Source organism: Erysipelothrix rhusiopathiae (assembly GCF_900637845.1).
In the GTDB taxonomy this organism is placed as follows: domain Bacteria; phylum Bacillota_I; class Bacilli_A; order Erysipelotrichales; family Erysipelotrichaceae; genus Erysipelothrix; species Erysipelothrix rhusiopathiae.
The window spans coordinates 1,351,965-1,368,189 of sequence record NZ_LR134439.1; the positions used below are offsets into that span (position 1 = coordinate 1,351,965).

The following is a 16,225-nucleotide window of genomic DNA, read 5'->3' on the forward strand; positions in this document are numbered from 1 at the left end:
CAAAAAGGTGCAAAAATGTGTAAGTTTTGTGACAAACCGCATATACTACATATACAAAGAGATTGTGAGCAGGTTATGAAAGTTCACAAGCAAAGGAGAGAATATGAAAAACATGAAGCAAAAGTTGATTCTAAGGTCACTAATAGCCTTAGTTCTAATCGTTTCGGGTATTACAACAAATGTGAATGCATCAAGCAGTCCTAAAGATTATACAAACGAAGCGATCTTTACCCAATTCGACGTTAATCCTAAGGGATTAATTAACAATCCAAGTCAACCGATCGAATTTAACTTGGCGTTCAGTGATATGAACAACGGTCAAAAAGTTAAATTTAAACCTGGAGACTTCTTTGACTTAACATTACCAAGTAATGATGAAGTTAGCTTACGTTCCCTTCGTGCTATGGGTTCAAAAATGCCTGTACTTGCTAAGGATAAAAACGGAAAAGAAATTACTCTTGGTGAGTTAACCTTTAATGGAAGTCACATCCATTTTGAATTTATGGAAGACGTACTTCAACTTGAAAACGTTACAGGTACGATTAATCTAAAATCAGTATACGATAATGCATATCGTGGTGAAGATGATAAAATTGCGGAACTTCCTACCAATCTTGGATTGGGTTCATTGGATAAGCAAATGATTACAATCTCACAACCTGGAACCCCTACAGGTGTCGAACCAAGTCCAATCTTTTACTGGAAAACAGGAACATTCTCCACAGAAGTTCATGGCGATATGAACTGGTGGTTAAACATCAACAGTCCTAAAGAAGCAGTACAATCTGATGTTAAGGTAATCGATACAATTGGTGAAGGTCATAAACTGGTTGATGGATCGATTATGGTTGATGTTGAAGCGAATGGAGAACTCAAACATATTAGTGCTGAAGCATTTAATAAGGAATACGGAACAATTACTGTAGAAGGTCAAGTCTTAACAGTCATGATTCCAAAAGAAAAAGCAGCAAAGACAACATTTACAGTTACTTATGATACGCGTGCTTTTGATAAGAAACTTGAAAATTATAAAAACTCGTCAACAATTGAATATAAAGATGAATCGGGAAATCTTGTAACGGATACACCAAAGCATTATACTGATACATCGGTTGTGAATATGTTTGATGATGCAACAATCGGTGGTGAAATGAAGGATAAAGGTGTATTCCGCGTGCAAAAATTTATTAAAGATACAGATGAAGTTCTTGAAGGCGTTACCTTTGAGATTACAGATAAAGATGGAAAGAAAATTGAAGGAATCACCAATGAAGATGGTATCTTTGATTTTAATCTTGAACCGGGTAGTTATACCTTAAAAGAAATCAAAACACGTGATGGTTTTGAGTTAGATACAACAGAATATCAAATTGAAATGACTGAAAAATCCCAATCGAAGTCAATCTACAACGATTATCAACGTGTTGATGTTGTAGCGACAAAGAAATGGGTGGGTGGTTCATCACCACGTCCTACAGTAACCTTTGATCTATACCGTAGCGCAAAGGGTGTTACAGAACGTGTTGACGGTGCATCCATTGAATTGGTTGATGGTCAAACAACCGCTGATTTTGGAAAACAGTTAAAATTCGACAAAGAAGGCAATGAATATACATATTCCGTTAAGGAAACAACAGATTTAGAGAACTATATCAAACTTGAAAATGGACTTGAAGTAACCAATACCTATAACCTACGTGATGTAGCTGTAAACAAAGTATGGGTTGGTGGACCTGCGGTTCACCCAACCATCCAAATTCAACTGTATGCAAATGATATTGCACTTGAAAATCATCTTGAAACATTAACATCAGGTACTAATGTGGTAACATTTAAGAATTTACCAATCTTTGATGAAGCAGGAAAAGAAATTGTTTATTCTGCTAAAGAAGTTAATGTTCCTGAAGGATATGAAATGGAACAAACTGATGCACTCACAATTACAAATCACTTTATCGTCGAGAAAATTGATATTACTGCACATAAAATCTGGGACGGTGGTCCAAGTGTTAAACCTACAATCACATTTGGTTTAGTACGTGATGGTATTGAAATGGGCATTACGGTAGATCTAGTAAATGGTGAAGAAACAGCAGTGTTTGAAGACTTACCTAAAACAGATCCAAATGGTAAAGACTATGTTTATACCATTAAAGAATTGGACGTACCTAAAGGTTATGTTGCGGTTTATAGTGAAGACGGATTAACCGTTACAAACTACTATGACAAACCTGTTATTGTAGATCCACATGAACCAAAAGAACCAACTAAACCTACAAAACCTGTAGAGCCTACAAAACCTGTAGAGCCTACAAAACCTGTAGAGCCTACAAAACCCGTAAAACCTACAAAACCCGTAGAACCAACAAAACCTGAAGTATTAGGTGTTCGTAAAGAACAACTACCACAAACAGGCGTAAGTGCAAACAATGTCTTACTTTACGGTAGTTTATTATTAATCTCAGGAATCGGAATGTTTGTATTGAAACATCATCGTGAGGAAAAAGAATAGAAGCTTCGGCTTCTTTTTTTATAAAGGCATAAACAAAAACTGGACCTAATTATCCAGTTTTTGTTTTTTTACATATAAGATTTGAGGACATTCAGAATGTCTTCACGTTTAATTTTTTGTTCATTACCTGATTTACGTTCTTTAAGTTCGACTTCACCGTGTTCCACATCACGTCCTACCGTAATTCGTAATGGAACACCAATTAGATCCATATCGTTAAACTTAATACCAGGACGTTGTTTACGGTCATCGAGAATTACTTCAAGTCCAGCTTGGCTTAATTCTTGATAGAGATCATCTGCAAAGGCCATGTGTTCTTCGTTTTTATTATTGATAACAACGATTGCTACTTGGAATGGTGCAAGATTCATTGGCCATACAATACCATTTTCATCATTGTTTTGTTCAACAACAGCTGCAAGGGTACGACCCAATCCAATCCCATAAGAACCCATATATACATCTTGAAGTTTATTGTTTTGATCTAAGTATTCAAGACCCATAGCTTTTGAGTATTTTGTACCCAGTTTAAAGGTATTTCCAACTTCAATCCCTTTTGAGAATGTAAGCACACCTTTACCATCTGGGTTTGGATCGCCTTCTTTAACATTTGATACGTCAATAATGTGTGTTGCCTCAAAATCAGAATGATTCACATTAATGAAGTGGTGGTCATTTTCATTTGCACCAACTGTGAAATTTCGTAATCCTTCAATCATCTTATCAACAACAACATCAATTTCAAGACCTACAGGTCCTGCAAATCCAACAGAAGCACCTGTATGTTTTTGAACGTGTTCAAAGTCTGCGAGTTCAACTTCAGTTGCTTTGTATAATTTCGCAAGTTTTGTTTCGTTTACATCGCGATCACCTAGTACACAAACTGCAACATATTGATCATCCAAGCGATAAATTAATGTTTTAACAAATTTTTGAACCGGTTGTTTTAAAAACTCAGCAACCTCTTCAATCGTACGTGCATTTGGTGTGTAGACTTTTTCTTTACTTAAGAATGGTTCATCAGATTGAATACGATATACGTTTTCCGCAACTTCAAGGTTACTTGAATATCCAGTCTCTTCGCCAAGCACTAAGATGTCTTCACCGATATCAGTAACAGCTTGGAACTCTTCAGAGAGCAATCCACCCATAATACCTGTATCTGCACGAACAATACGATAATCCAATCCAACACGATCAAAGATGCGTTTGTATGCTTCAAACATTGCGTCATAGGACTTATCTGCAGATTCAAGATCAGCATCAAAGGTATAGGAATCCTTCATCACAAACTCACGAACACGAATTAAACCAAAACGAGGACGTGCTTCATCTCTAAATTTCGTTTGAAATTGATAAAGGCTAAATGGCATATCTTTATACGAACGAATTTTCATTTGTGCTGCTTGCGCAAACAACTCTTCATGCGTAGGACCTAAAACAAATGGTTTTTTAAAACGGTCATCCAATTGGAACATGCTTGTACCAATAATATCACGACGTCCTGAGGCTACATAAACATCTTCAGGAATCAAAGTAGGCATGGTCATTTCCTGTGCATCGATGGCATTCATCTCTTCACGGATAATATTTTCGATTTTATTTTTAACTTTTAAACCGAGTGGCATATACATATATACCCCGGAAGAACTTTTTTTAATATACCCAGCTCGAACGAGTAGGTTACCACTGGTAGAATCTTCATCACGAACATCTTCCCTAATGGTATAAAAGAAACTTTTACTTAATTTCATACATTCACCTCGTAATTTTCTCATATAGTATATCACGAAACCATGAATTGTGTGTTATAATAGTGGTGCCCAAAGGGAAATATATTTCCGACACTTTGATATAAGGGAATCTGGATGTTTATGCGTGGTGTGAAAGCTAATTTATTAGAATCCTAAACACATAACAGGATACCCACCTGTTAACACAGGGAATAATATCAACCCTTTGGGTTTTTATTTTGAATGATTAAATCGGTCCTTGTGTTTATCAAGGAATCGTTATAAAATATAGATAGATATAGGATGGTGAGAGTATGTTAACACTAATAAGTACAACAGGTTTATCAATTGTTTATTTTCTTTTAGGAGGAGCAGTTGGTGCTTTAATTGCTTTCTTTGTTACTAAGAAGATTTTTGAAAAACAATTAAAAGAAAACCCACCAATTAACGAAAAAATGATTCGTGCGATGTACATGCAAATGGGACGTAAACCGTCTGAAGCGCAAATTCGTCAAATCATGAAGTCGATGGGACAATAAAAAACACAGGCGACTGTGTTTTTTATTACGATGTGTGAATATGAGAAAATTGATACGAAAGCTTGTATTAATGATTGTGACCGTTGCCTTGGTGGTTGCGGGGGTCATCATATTTTTCGGATACAAAGAGTATCAATTGGTAATTCAGAAAAAACCAATTGATACGGTTTTAATCGAATTAAAAAAAGATGAAGCATATACAACAATCGATGAAATTCCAGACATTGCCTTGAAAGCCATGGTGGCAACGGAAGATACCCGTTTGTTTAGCCGGAAATCGGTGATGGATGTACGTGCGGTTTTACGTGCGATTGTTCATAATATTCAAAGTCGTAAACTTGTGGAAGGGGGATCAACCATTCCCCAACAAGTTTCTAAAAATATATATTTTGATCACGACGCCTCTTTTGTGCGGAAAGTATCAGAATATTTTGTAACGCGTGACTTGCTTTTAACGTATACAAAAGAAGAAATTTTGGAGATGTATCTTAATATAATCTATTACGGTGATGGTTATACTGGGATTTATCATGCTAGCATGGGGTACTTTGACGTTCTTCCTACAGAACTGAATGAAGGCCAGGCTACCCTTTTAATGGGCTTGCCACAATCACCGTCGTATTACGCCTTAAGCTCAAATTTCAAGGCGGCTAAAGCACGGCAACGTCATGTATTAAATCGTTTGGTCGATGCCCAAGAAATTACAGCAGAACGTGCCGAAGAAATCTATTTAATGGATGTTTATGGAGGACAATGAAATGAAAAAAAGAATGATTAGTGGTATTAAACCAACAGGACAATTAACATTAGGAAACTATATTGGCGCGTTAAAGCCATTTGTATCTTCCCAAGATGAATACGATTTGAGTGTGTTTATTGCGAATCTACACTGCGTTACCATGCCTATTGATCCAAAAGAACTCGAGACAAATTTAAGAGATGCCTTAGCGTTTTATCTTGCATGTGGTCTTGATCCGCAAAAAACGGACATCTTTCTTCAAAGTGATGTTCCTGAGATTGCGCAACTTGGTTTCTTATTATCGTGTGTTACCCCAATGGGTGAATTAAACCGACAAACTCAATATAAAGATAAAAAAGACAGTGGTGTTTCCTTAAGTGCAGGATTTTATACGTATCCAACCTTAATGTCAGCCGATATTTTAATTCATGGCGCAGAACTTGTACCTGTTGGTGAAGATCAAAAACAACATGTTGAATTAGCACGTGATACAGCCGAACGCTTTAATAATCGATTTGGGGAAACGTTTAAAATTCCAGAACCGGTCATTGCGAAGGTTGGAAAACGCATTATGTCCTTACAAGATCCAAGCAAGAAAATGAGTAAATCCGATCGCGAAGGGGACAAAGGTGTCATTTATTTAAAAGAAGACACTAAAAAAGCACGTAAGAAAATTATGTCTGCAGTGACCGATAGTATTGGTGTTGTGCAATATGATCCAGAACACCAACCAGGGGTTGCGAACTTGTTGACGATCTATGCTTCATTGAAAGAAATCAGTATTGATGATGCCGTAAAAGCATTTGAAGGCCAACAATATGGAAGCTTCAAAAAGGCAGTCGCAGACGTTGTTTGCGCTGAATTAGAGGCGATTCAAGCACGTTATCACGAGTGCATTGAATCCAATACGCTTAATGATGTTTTAGCGGAAGGCGCATCCCGTGTTCGTCCTCAAGCTCAAGCGACATTGCATGATGTCCAAGCAAAATTTGGTCTTGATTGGAAACGCGACTAAGTTCACTTATCATAAATATCAAAAAGATTCATGAATTATGACCTAGAATTATTTTCTAGGTCTTTCAAAATATACATATAAAATGTATAATTGATTAAAAGGGAGGTTTGCACATGATTGTTCTTTATTCATCTCCTGGTTGTGCGTCGTGTCGAAAAGTTCGACAATGGCTTAAAGATCGGAATTTAAAATTTATTGAAAAAAACATATTTACATCGGTTCTTAGCGAAAAAGAAATTAAACATTTACTTATGCGAAGTGAAAACGGTACGGAAGATATTATCTCTAAACGTTCGAAAGTGATGCAAGAATCACAACTTGATTTAGAGGAATTATCGATGAGTGAATTAATTACATTTATTCAACGACATCCATCCGTTTTAAAACGTCCAATCATTATGAATGATAAATCATTCTTAGTGGGGTATGATGAAGAAGAAATCGATGCATTTCTACCGCCGGAATTACGTTCGGCAAACAGACATTCGTGTGATCCAACCTGTCCAAAGTATGGGTCATGCAGCATGGCAATGAAAGATGATGAAAAATGAAAGTATTAGTAGGTTTATCTGGAGGCGTCGATAGCGCAGTCGCGGCTCATATATTAAAATCGCAAGGACATGATGTTACTTGCGCTTTTATGCGTAACTGGGATTCTTTTGCGAATAATGATATTCTGGGAAACCCAACAATTAAAGATGATATGTGTTCACAAGAAGTGGACTATGATGATGCGAAACGTGTTGCTGACCATTTAGGTTTAGAATTACTTCGCGTGGATTACGTTAAAGAATATTGGGATCATGTGTTCTCATTTTTCTTAGCAGAAACAGAACGCGGGAATACTCCGAATCCGGATATTTTATGCAATCGTTTTGTGAAGTTTGATGCATTCTATGATTTTATGGATGCGAATGGTTTTGAAGCACTTGCGACGGGTCATTATGCCATCACACGTGATGGGAAAATGTACCGTGCTGTAGATCAAAACAAAGATCAAACGTATTTTTTAAGTCGTGTACGTCCGGAAGTCTTACCACGGGTATTATTCCCATTAGGTTCTTTGACTAAAGATGAAGTTCGCCGTATCGCCTTAGAATTAGATTTACCGGTAGCAACCAAAAAAGATTCTACGGGTATCTGTTTTATAGGTGAACGTCAATATCGTGATTTCCTCAAAAACTATCTTAAGGATGTGGAAGGGGATATTATTGATGTGGATACACAAAAAGTACTTGGAAAACATCAAGGTGTTATGTTCTATACAATAGGGCAACGTCATGGTTTAGATATCAGTACAGCAGTAGGTCCATGGTTTGTGGTGGGGAAAGACCTATCAACAAACCGTATTTATGTTGGAAAAGGTGCAGACCATCCGATGCTCTTTGCAGGTGCTGCCGAGATTGCGGAAATGAACTGGTTTACGGATGAAAAAGTAGATCTTGAATGTACCGCAAAATTTAGATACCGTCAAAAAGATATTAAAGTTCGTATTTCATGGCTTGATGAGACTCGATTACGTGTTGAAATGATTGATGATGTGAAATCGGTAACGTTGGGGCAAGAAGCGGTTTTCTATCTTGGTGAAGAATGCCTTGGTGGTGGTCGTATTGATCGTGTATTTGATACTGATGGAAACGAAGTGAAGTATGATTCGAAATTATGATCTTGATCAGGGACGGTTTGAATTTACACCCCTGCAATTGATTCTTGTGATTATAAATTATTTTTGTGGATATCAATACCTTTACCCACGCTTAGGAGCTTTGGTTAGTGGTTCCCAAACTGTTGTGACACCTCGTGTCGCAATGTTTATCTATCTTTTTACGCTGATATCCACGGTTGCAATTGTACATCGACAATTACGTGCAAGCTATTATTTCTTTAAACGAAACATACGTACAAATATAATTCCTGTTTTTAGGATTGCGGGTCTTTTGCTTTTATTTAATATTGCATTGGGCTTGTTGGTTCAATTAATTCTAGGAAGTGGTACGGTCAGTGCAAATCAAAATGCGGTTAATGAAGGGTTACGTAATTTTCCGTTTCTGAATATGTTTGCGACGATTGTTTTTGCGCCAATCGTGGAAGAAATTGTCTTTCGCGGAGCATTATACCAATCCCTTCGTTCTGAAAAATCATATTATTCAAGCATTGCGATATCCTGTTTTCTTTTTGGGTTAATCCATATCTTACCCAGCATGATGACAACTGGAGATTTAACGCAACTGATTTACTTGATTCCTTATTCAGGTATGGCAATTTTTATGATTATGGCATTTGAGGTAACCGGTTCAATATGGGGGGCAATTTTTGTCCATATGTTGAACAATGCCTTCGCAACATTAACTGTAATTTTACCAATGTTTTTAGGTTAGATTTGAGGTCAATATTATGGAACAAACGATTAAAGGATCTGTCGAAACATGTATATTTAAAAATGAACAATCTGGATATGGTATTTTCCGGATTGTTCTTTTCAATAGCAATCAAAAACCGATGACCATTAAGGGCCCTTTAGCGACTTTAGAGCTGGATTCGTTTTATGAGTTTACAGGGGATTACGTTGAAGATCCACGTTATGGCATGCAGTTTGATGTCATTGCCTTTAAACAAATGCTTCCCCAACACCGTGATTTCATTATTCGTTTTTTAAGTGGACCCAATTTTCCTGGTATTGGCCAAAAAACGGCAACCGCAGTTGTGGATACCTATGGCGAAGATGTATTAGATCAAATTCGTGAAGATGAGTCCTTTAAACTTGAAGTTAAGGGAATCACTGCAGCAAAAGCGGAAATGATTATTTCAGTGATTCGAAAACAAGATGCGCAAGAAGATGCGGTATCGTTTTTGCTTGCCCATGGACTTGGGAATAAGCAAATTATTAAAATAACCAAAGAATATGGTGATAATGCGATTTCAGTAATTCGTGAAAATCCTTATCGTCTTGTTTATGACGTCGATGGTATTGGATTTAAAACGGCCGATAAAGTCGCAATGTCGCTTGGCTATGCACTTGATGATCCCTTGCGAGTTGAGGCACTGGTCCTTGACCGTTATAAAACAATTTGTTTGGGGGCTGGCGACAGTTTTATAACCAAAGACAAATTGTTTGATGGGGTACGAATGGGCGATGCAGAGCGTGTTGAATCGGCGTATCAAGCTCTGGTTCAAAGCGGTGAATTGGTTGAAGATGGTGACCGTCTTTACCACCGTACACAATATGATAGTGAAGTTTATGTTACCCAAACCCTTAAGGATTTTAAATACTCAGGCTATGATTTTGATTTGGATGATTTGGAATCTAAAATTGCATCGATTGAATCACAGTTACGCATTGAATTTGATGATACCCAACGTGAAGCCATTGAGTCCTTTTTACGTGAAGATGTCATGATTTTAACCGGTGGACCGGGAACGGGGAAAAGTACCTTGCTTTCAGGTGTGGTCACATTACTCCAAGCAAATTGTCCCTGGTTACACATTACCTTGTGTGCGCCGACTGGACGTGCCGCAAAACGCTTGGAAGAATTAACCAACGTCCAAGCCGCTACGATTCACTCTGTACTTAAATGGGATTTGGAATCCAATAAGTTTGGTATGCATGAAGAAAACCCATTAGAAACCGATATTTTAATTATCGATGAGTTTTCAATGGTGGATACATGGCTTCTTGCTCATATCTTAAAAGCATCGGAGAAGGTAAAAAAACTGCTGTTTGTGGGTGATAAAGATCAGCTTCCATCAGTGAGCAGTGGTTTTGTATTGGGGGATTTAATTGCATCAAAGGTATTTAAAACAATTTCATTAGAACGAAACTACCGTCAAGAGGCTGGATCTGAAGTTATCGACTTAGCCGTCAATATGAATCAAGGTCTTCTGGATGTTTCAAATTATCATCGTGATGTCCGTTTCTTTGATAGCCGTTATGGCAGTGTCAAAGATATTGTCTTAAAGGTTGTGGATGAAGCCATGCAACGCGGTTATGATTTAAGCGATATTCAAGTCTTAGCACCCATGTACTCGGGACCGGCTGGGATTGATAATTTAAATCACTTCCTTCAAAAAATGTGTAATCCTGAGAGTCCTCAAAAAGCACAGATTATGTATGGGACACGTATTTTTAGGGAAGGGGATAAAATCCTTCAACTTAAAAATCAACCGGATGATTTTGTATTTAATGGGGATATTGGGATGCTTGTGGAAGTTGAAGCCAAACGTTTGGTCGTTGATTTTGACGGAAACTTCGTCGAGTATGAGCCATCTTCCTATATAAACATTACGCATGCTTATGCGATGAGTGTTCATAAAGCACAAGGATCGGAATATCCCATTGTCATTCTTGTAGCGGTGCGTGATTTTTACCGCATGTTATCACGTCGTCTTTACTATACCGGAGCAACGCGCTCTTCGAAATCATTGGTCTTAGTTGGTGAATTGGAAGCCTTTAATACTGCGGTTAAAAATCACCATGAAGCCAAACGCAATACATACTTAACCGAACGCTTGCAAGAAGCATTTGAAAAGTAAGAAAAATTTGATATAATAGATTTGTCTGAGACGTGATGAATCTTAGACATGGTGGATTTAGTTTGGGAGACAAAATCTATTATGGTAGCTATAATACTACTATAAGAAAAATAACACCGCTTATAATAGGTGTTATTTTTTTATGCTTTTTCAGCGATTATTTATTTTTCTTAAGTTCTTCTAAGATGTTTTCAAGTAAGACAACTTCATCTGATTTTGGTGCGGGTGCTTCTTCCACAACTTCAGGTGCTTTTTTAAATTTATTCATAGCGCGGATTACCATGAAGATACATAAAGCAATAACAATAAAGTCGATTGTTGATTGTAGGAAGTTTCCGTAACTCATGACAACGGCTGGTGTTTCACCGACTGCAGGTTTAATAACCCATTTCAAGTCCTCAAAGTTTGCGGCCCCGGTTAATAAACTAATGAGTGGTGTAAAGATATCTGCTACCAGTGACGTTACGATTTTCCCAAACGCACCCCCGATAACAACCCCAACTGCCATGTCAATCACATTCCCTTGCATTGCGAATTCTTTGAATTCTGTGATAAATTTTTTCATACTGCTCCTCCTTATTAATAATATAATTGATTTATGTGATATTTCAAAGGAATGTGATATGATTTATACGACAAATAACAAGAAAGAAGGTCTTTTATGAGTGAATCAGTTGTAATGAAATATTTTAGAGAAATCAGTGCGATTCCTCGTGCTTCGTTTAATGAAGAAGCAATCAGTAATCACTTAGTTGATTTTGCGAAAGGATTAGGGTTAAACTACATCCAAGATGAATTATGGAATGTGATTATTTTTAAGCCGGCAACTCAAGGTTATGAAAATGCACCGACTGTAATGCTTCAATCCCATACAGATATGGTTGCGGAAAAAAACAAAGACAGTGATCATGATTTCGATGTGGATCCAATCGAACTGATCATTAAAGATGGGATGCTTTATGCAAATAATACAACACTGGGTGCTGATGATGGTGCTGGGGTTGCTTATATGATGGCGATTTTAGCGGACTCAGAAACGGGACATCCTGCCCTTGAATGTGTTTTTACGGTCCAAGAAGAAACGGGATTAACGGGTGCGACTGAACTTGATACATCAATGCTTAAGTCAGAATTATGCATTGGTTTGGATGGATCGGGTGAAGTTGAAACGTATGTATCCTCATGTGGGGGTGTGCGTGCACGTCTTGCGAAGGCAGTACAATTTGAAGATGTTGATTCGGATACAATTACCGTATCGATTCGTGGTCTTTTAGGCGGTCACTCAGGTGGTGAAATTGATCAAGAGCGTGGGAATGCTTCCAAGATTGCAGGAATCATTATGCGTCGTGCACTCGATCACTTTGATTTCCGTGTGGTTGCCGCAGAGGGTGGTTTAAAAATGAACGCGATTACGCGTGAACATGATTTCACCTTAGCTATGAAAGATATTGAAGGATTTAAAGCATGGTTTAAAGAAATGGAAGCAGGCTTTAAAGAACAATATGAATTCAGTGATGTCGGTTTAAACTTTACCTTAACAGAAGGTCATACAACTCGAGCTTTATGTGAAGCAGACACACTTCGTGTTGTGGATGCACTCTTTATGCTTCCTTACGGTGTAATTCAAATGAGTAAAGCAATTGAAGGCCTGGTCATCACGTCTTCAAATATTGGAACGGTTCGTTTAGACGAAAAAGAACTTGAAATCACCATGTCGATTCGTGCAACCCAAGCGTTTGTCTTAGATACGGTAATGCGTCAAGTTGAGTGGATTGCAGCACAAAATGATCTTGAGACCGAGTTTACATCACGTTACCCTGGATGGAACTATGATGCGAAGTCAAAACTACGCGAACGTACAATGAGTGTTTATAAAGAACTTCGTGGTCAAGACATGGAAACCGAAGCAACACATGGTGGAATGGAACTTGGAATTTGGAAGGGTAAAATGCCTCATATCGATATCGTAAGTTTTGGTCCAATTATGTTTGATATTCATACACCGGATGAACGTTTGGATATTGCGTCATTTGACCGTACCTACGAATTCTTGGTGGCATTACTTGAATCACTTCACGATTTCAAGGCTTAGTCGCCATATCCGAAATCGTTTACGAAATTTATGCGTAAATTTCAAACACTTAGCAATTATATTTTTAAAATAATATGATAAAATTAGAGAAACCGATTGGAGGACGATATTATGTTTGGTTTGTTTAAAAAAAATAAAGAATCATACCGTTCATTTGGTACCGGTACCGTCTTAGCCCTTAAGGATGTACCAGATCAAGTGTTCTCAACCAAAATGATGGGGGATGGCTATGCCCTTGAACTTACTGAGGGGAAGGTCTATGCACCCATCAGTGGTGATGTAACCTTAGTCTTTCCTACAGGTCATGCCTTTGGCATTACGGATGCAAGTGGTGTGGAGATGTTAATTCATTTAGGAATTGATACGGTGGAACTTAATGGTAAAGGATTTAATGGTGTTGTGAAGCAAGGGGATAAGGTTAACCAAGGTGATCTGTTAACCACTGTGGATCTTGATTATATCCGTGAAAACGGAAAATCTTTAATAAGTCCTTTTATTCTAACTTCAGGTCAATCCATTACGCTTCTTAAAGAAGGGGAATCGGTAACACCCGAGTCTGAAGATATTTTCTCAATTAATGCTTAAAAGACATCTTCATGATGTCTTTTTTTTCCAAATTATGAAAGAGGTGGCCTAATGCTTAAGAAACTATTAAAAACAGCACAGTTTAATGACGATGCAATTTCAATCCTAATCTCACAATATGATAACTATCAATATGTCTTGGAAACCTGTGAGAAGCCGTATACGGGTGAAAAGAATGCACTCCCTATCTTGAAACTCAATCCCCAAGAACGGCTCATGCGAACGCTTTATATGCTTCCTGAGCTCAAAGCACAATATATTCAGCGTGGTATTGACGATGCAATCTTTAACGCCAGCATTCAAGACCTAAACTATCGTATTGAACGTTATCATAAATCCAATGATCATTATGGACTCAGCGATAGTGATGTCATCTGGTTACGCTTTATGTTCCGTTTTGAAATGTTTGAACTTGGAAGTTTGCGCTATCAAATCTTTCCCTTCAGTTATGCGGAGATTGAACGAAGTGGTCATGACACCATGCACTTACCCCAACAACAAAAACACCGTTTTCCTGAATACACCATGATGCTTAACATCCACATCAAACGTGATGCCGATTTATCACCACAAGCCATCGATGCATCCCTCAAGCAAGCACATGACTTCTTTACAAAGACCTTCCCCGAACATCATTTTAAAGCGTTTATTACCCGAACATGGTTAATTCATCGCGGTATTATGGCTTTAATTGGTGATCCAAACAGCCATATCGTTCAGTTTGGAAATCGCTTTGAAGTAATTGCTTCATCACATAACCGATATCAAGCACTGGAACGCATCTATGGGACAACCGATATGTATGAAATCAGTCGCATGGCCAAAACAACTCAATTACAACGTGATGCATACAAACATCCGGAAATGCTTGGGGTCGCATGTGGGATTATCGAATTTGAAAGCTTCGAATAATGGTGATAGGGATTTCATTATTACGTGAAATAGTCTATTATAGTACTAGATATTCCAAATAGGAGGAAGCCATGGATTACTTAAAAATATTTATGATCTTTGTCGTTGCATTTATCGCAATCCAACTTTTAATCCGATTACTGGGTAAAAAAGCGAGTGATAAGGCAATGAAAGCATTTATGGAAAGTGACACCCCAACCTTCACGAAAAACATTGATAGTTGGCTTGCGAAGCTGACCATCCCCACATTTAACCGTAACTTCTTTAAACTTAATTATTTTATGAGTGTAAATGACAGTGAGCAGGTTCAAAGCATTGCGCAGGGTATGGAGAAACTTCATATGAACCGCAATCAAAAATTAGAGTACTTAATGAAACTTTATGAATATGCATTGATGCGTGATGAAGTTGAATCCACCAAACAAGCACTTGAAGCATTGCGTACCTTTATTCGTGAATCAGATATGGATAATCGCACCCAGCTTCTTGAGAAACTGGATTTGGATGAATCAATTTTTATTAATCACGATATGGACTCACTAGCTGCCATTGACACCTTGATCGAACAATCCCCCGAGGAACTTAAAGGTGTTTGGTATTTCCGTAAAGCGATGATCTTGGAAGAAAATGGTCATGACCAACGCGCACTTACTGAAATTGAACGTGCTATGCGCCATGAACCCCTCGAGATTAATAAAGAACAATACCAAGTATTAAAAGATCAAATTTTAAAGAAATAGAAGGGTTCACATACGTGAACTCTTTTATTTTCATTGGAAATAAATAAATTCGTTATTAATGTGAAATACTTTAAGTTTTAGGTTGCATTTAAGCCCCTTTTAAGATATTATTATTAAGCAAACAACAAGCCCGAGTGGTGAAATCGGTAGACGCACTGGACTCAAAATCCAGCGAGGTAAAACTCATGACGGTTCGAGTCCGTCCTCGGGCACCATATGCATAAATACAGACTCTTGATTTTATCTAAATCAAGAGTTTTTTTGTGCTTATGGAGGTGATGAAATGGAAAGAAAGCCACTCAGATTTATACTTTCTGAGTTTGTGGCTGATGAAGTAAAAAAAAACGGTTTGACTGTTAGAGGGTTTGCCAAAAAAGCAGGTGTTTCACACTCGACAATTCAGAAACTAAAATATCCAAATTCTGGAGGTGTTCGATTAGATATTGTTGATGAACTCCTAAATAATCTTGGAGTGACATTGAAAGAAATCATCAATAATATGGTGAGTTTAAGTAAACGCAAAAAAAAGAGCCTTTACGGCTCCAACCTGCGTTACAACCTTATTAGATATTCGCACTATCTAATAAGTGATTCACCACAATATGCAATTTATAATTGCGTAAATTGTGCTTTTAAGCGTGTCCAGATTAACTGACCGCTTGTAAAAATATTATAAGGTAAACTCAACTCAAAATCAACGCGAATATTGCAACATCCAGCAATCAAATACACTATTTTTCATTTTTCTTTAATTTAATGATTAAAGTTGAGACATAGATCTATATTGATGCAGGAATCTATAGGTTCTTGAATACATTTCATGTGTAA

15 protein-coding genes, 1 tRNA gene and 1 other RNA gene are annotated in these 16,225 nt (G+C 37.5%); 15 read left to right on the forward strand and 2 right to left on the reverse strand.

Features of this window, described 5'->3' with window-relative positions:
- Positions 1–103 precede the first annotated feature (103 nt).
- Complete coding sequence (gene rspB / locus EL194_RS06590) at positions 104–2,512, forward strand: sortase-dependent adhesin RspB (protein ID WP_003773294.1); 2,409 nt, start codon at positions 104–106, stop codon at positions 2,510–2,512.
- 68 nt (positions 2,513–2,580) lie between these two features.
- Here rspB and EL194_RS06595 read toward each other — a convergent pair whose 3' ends face one another.
- Complete coding sequence (locus tag EL194_RS06595) at positions 2,581–4,266, reverse strand: proline--tRNA ligase (protein ID WP_034886520.1); 1,686 nt, start codon at positions 4,264–4,266, stop codon at positions 2,581–2,583.
- Positions 4,267–4,329: 63 nt separating this feature from the next.
- Here EL194_RS06595 and ssrS point away from each other — a divergent pair.
- From ssrS to recD2, 8 genes are all read left to right on the forward strand, one after another.
- Positions 4,330–4,482: non-coding RNA, 6S RNA (ssrS, locus tag EL194_RS06600), on the forward strand.
- Positions 4,483–4,559: 77 nt separating this feature from the next.
- Positions 4,560–4,784 carry a YneF family protein gene (locus tag EL194_RS06605; RefSeq protein ID WP_003773297.1) on the forward strand — a complete coding sequence of 75 codons (225 nt, stop codon included), beginning with the start codon at positions 4,560–4,562 and terminating at the stop codon, positions 4,782–4,784.
- Positions 4,785–4,824: 40 nt separating this feature from the next.
- Entirely contained in the window at positions 4,825–5,541 is a 717-nt protein-coding gene (locus EL194_RS06610; RefSeq protein WP_003773299.1) for a biosynthetic peptidoglycan transglycosylase, read from the forward strand.
- A 1-nt stretch (position 5,542) separates the two neighbouring features.
- On the forward strand, positions 5,543–6,538 hold the full coding sequence (gene trpS / locus EL194_RS06615) for a tryptophan--tRNA ligase (protein WP_013852843.1): 996 nt from the start codon (positions 5,543–5,545) through the stop codon (positions 6,536–6,538).
- Between the two features lie 113 nt (positions 6,539–6,651).
- Positions 6,652–7,089 carry a transcriptional regulator Spx gene (spx, locus tag EL194_RS06620; RefSeq protein ID WP_003773302.1) on the forward strand — a complete coding sequence of 146 codons (438 nt, stop codon included), beginning with the start codon at positions 6,652–6,654 and terminating at the stop codon, positions 7,087–7,089.
- On the forward strand, positions 7,086–8,204 hold the full coding sequence (gene mnmA / locus EL194_RS06625; protein ID WP_003773304.1) for a tRNA 2-thiouridine(34) synthase MnmA: 1,119 nt from the start codon (positions 7,086–7,088) through the stop codon (positions 8,202–8,204). Before spx ends, mnmA begins: the two co-directional genes overlap by 4 nt.
- On the forward strand, positions 8,188–8,916 hold the full coding sequence (locus EL194_RS06630) for a CPBP family intramembrane glutamic endopeptidase (RefSeq protein WP_003773306.1): 729 nt from the start codon (positions 8,188–8,190) through the stop codon (positions 8,914–8,916). Before mnmA ends, EL194_RS06630 begins: the two co-directional genes overlap by 17 nt.
- Positions 8,917–8,932: 16 nt before the next feature.
- Entirely contained in the window at positions 8,933–11,068 is a 2,136-nt protein-coding gene (gene recD2 / locus EL194_RS06635) for an SF1B family DNA helicase RecD2 (protein ID WP_003773307.1), read from the forward strand.
- A 157-nt stretch (positions 11,069–11,225) separates the two neighbouring features.
- Here the strand turns inward: recD2 and mscL are convergent, their stop codons facing one another.
- Positions 11,226–11,633: a large-conductance mechanosensitive channel protein MscL gene (mscL, locus tag EL194_RS06640; protein ID WP_003773309.1), complete on the reverse strand. Its 408-nt coding sequence runs from the start codon at positions 11,631–11,633 to the stop codon at positions 11,226–11,228.
- Positions 11,634–11,729: 96 nt separating this feature from the next.
- Between mscL and pepD the strand changes: the two genes are divergently transcribed.
- The 6 genes from pepD (at position 11,730) to EL194_RS06670 (ending at position 16,052) form a co-directional block, all read left to right on the forward strand.
- Positions 11,730–13,160, forward strand: coding sequence for a beta-Ala-His dipeptidase (gene pepD, locus EL194_RS06645; RefSeq protein ID WP_003773311.1), 1,431 nt, complete (start codon positions 11,730–11,732; stop codon positions 13,158–13,160).
- Positions 13,161–13,271: 111 nt separating this feature from the next.
- Entirely contained in the window at positions 13,272–13,745 is a 474-nt protein-coding gene (locus EL194_RS06650) for a PTS sugar transporter subunit IIA (protein WP_003773313.1), read from the forward strand.
- 51 nt (positions 13,746–13,796) lie between these two features.
- Positions 13,797–14,657: an acyltransferase domain-containing protein gene (locus tag EL194_RS06655; RefSeq protein WP_003773314.1), complete on the forward strand. Its 861-nt coding sequence runs from the start codon at positions 13,797–13,799 to the stop codon at positions 14,655–14,657.
- Positions 14,658–14,728: 71 nt separating this feature from the next.
- On the forward strand, positions 14,729–15,397 hold the full coding sequence (locus EL194_RS06660; protein ID WP_003773315.1) for a hypothetical protein: 669 nt from the start codon (positions 14,729–14,731) through the stop codon (positions 15,395–15,397).
- Positions 15,398–15,525: 128 nt separating this feature from the next.
- A tRNA-Leu gene (locus EL194_RS06665) sits at positions 15,526–15,612 on the forward strand.
- A gap of 68 nt (positions 15,613–15,680) precedes the next feature.
- A complete protein-coding gene (locus EL194_RS06670; RefSeq protein WP_003773317.1) occupies positions 15,681–16,052 on the forward strand; it encodes a helix-turn-helix domain-containing protein in 372 nt (123 codons plus the stop codon).
- Positions 16,053–16,225: the final 173 nt, after the last annotated feature.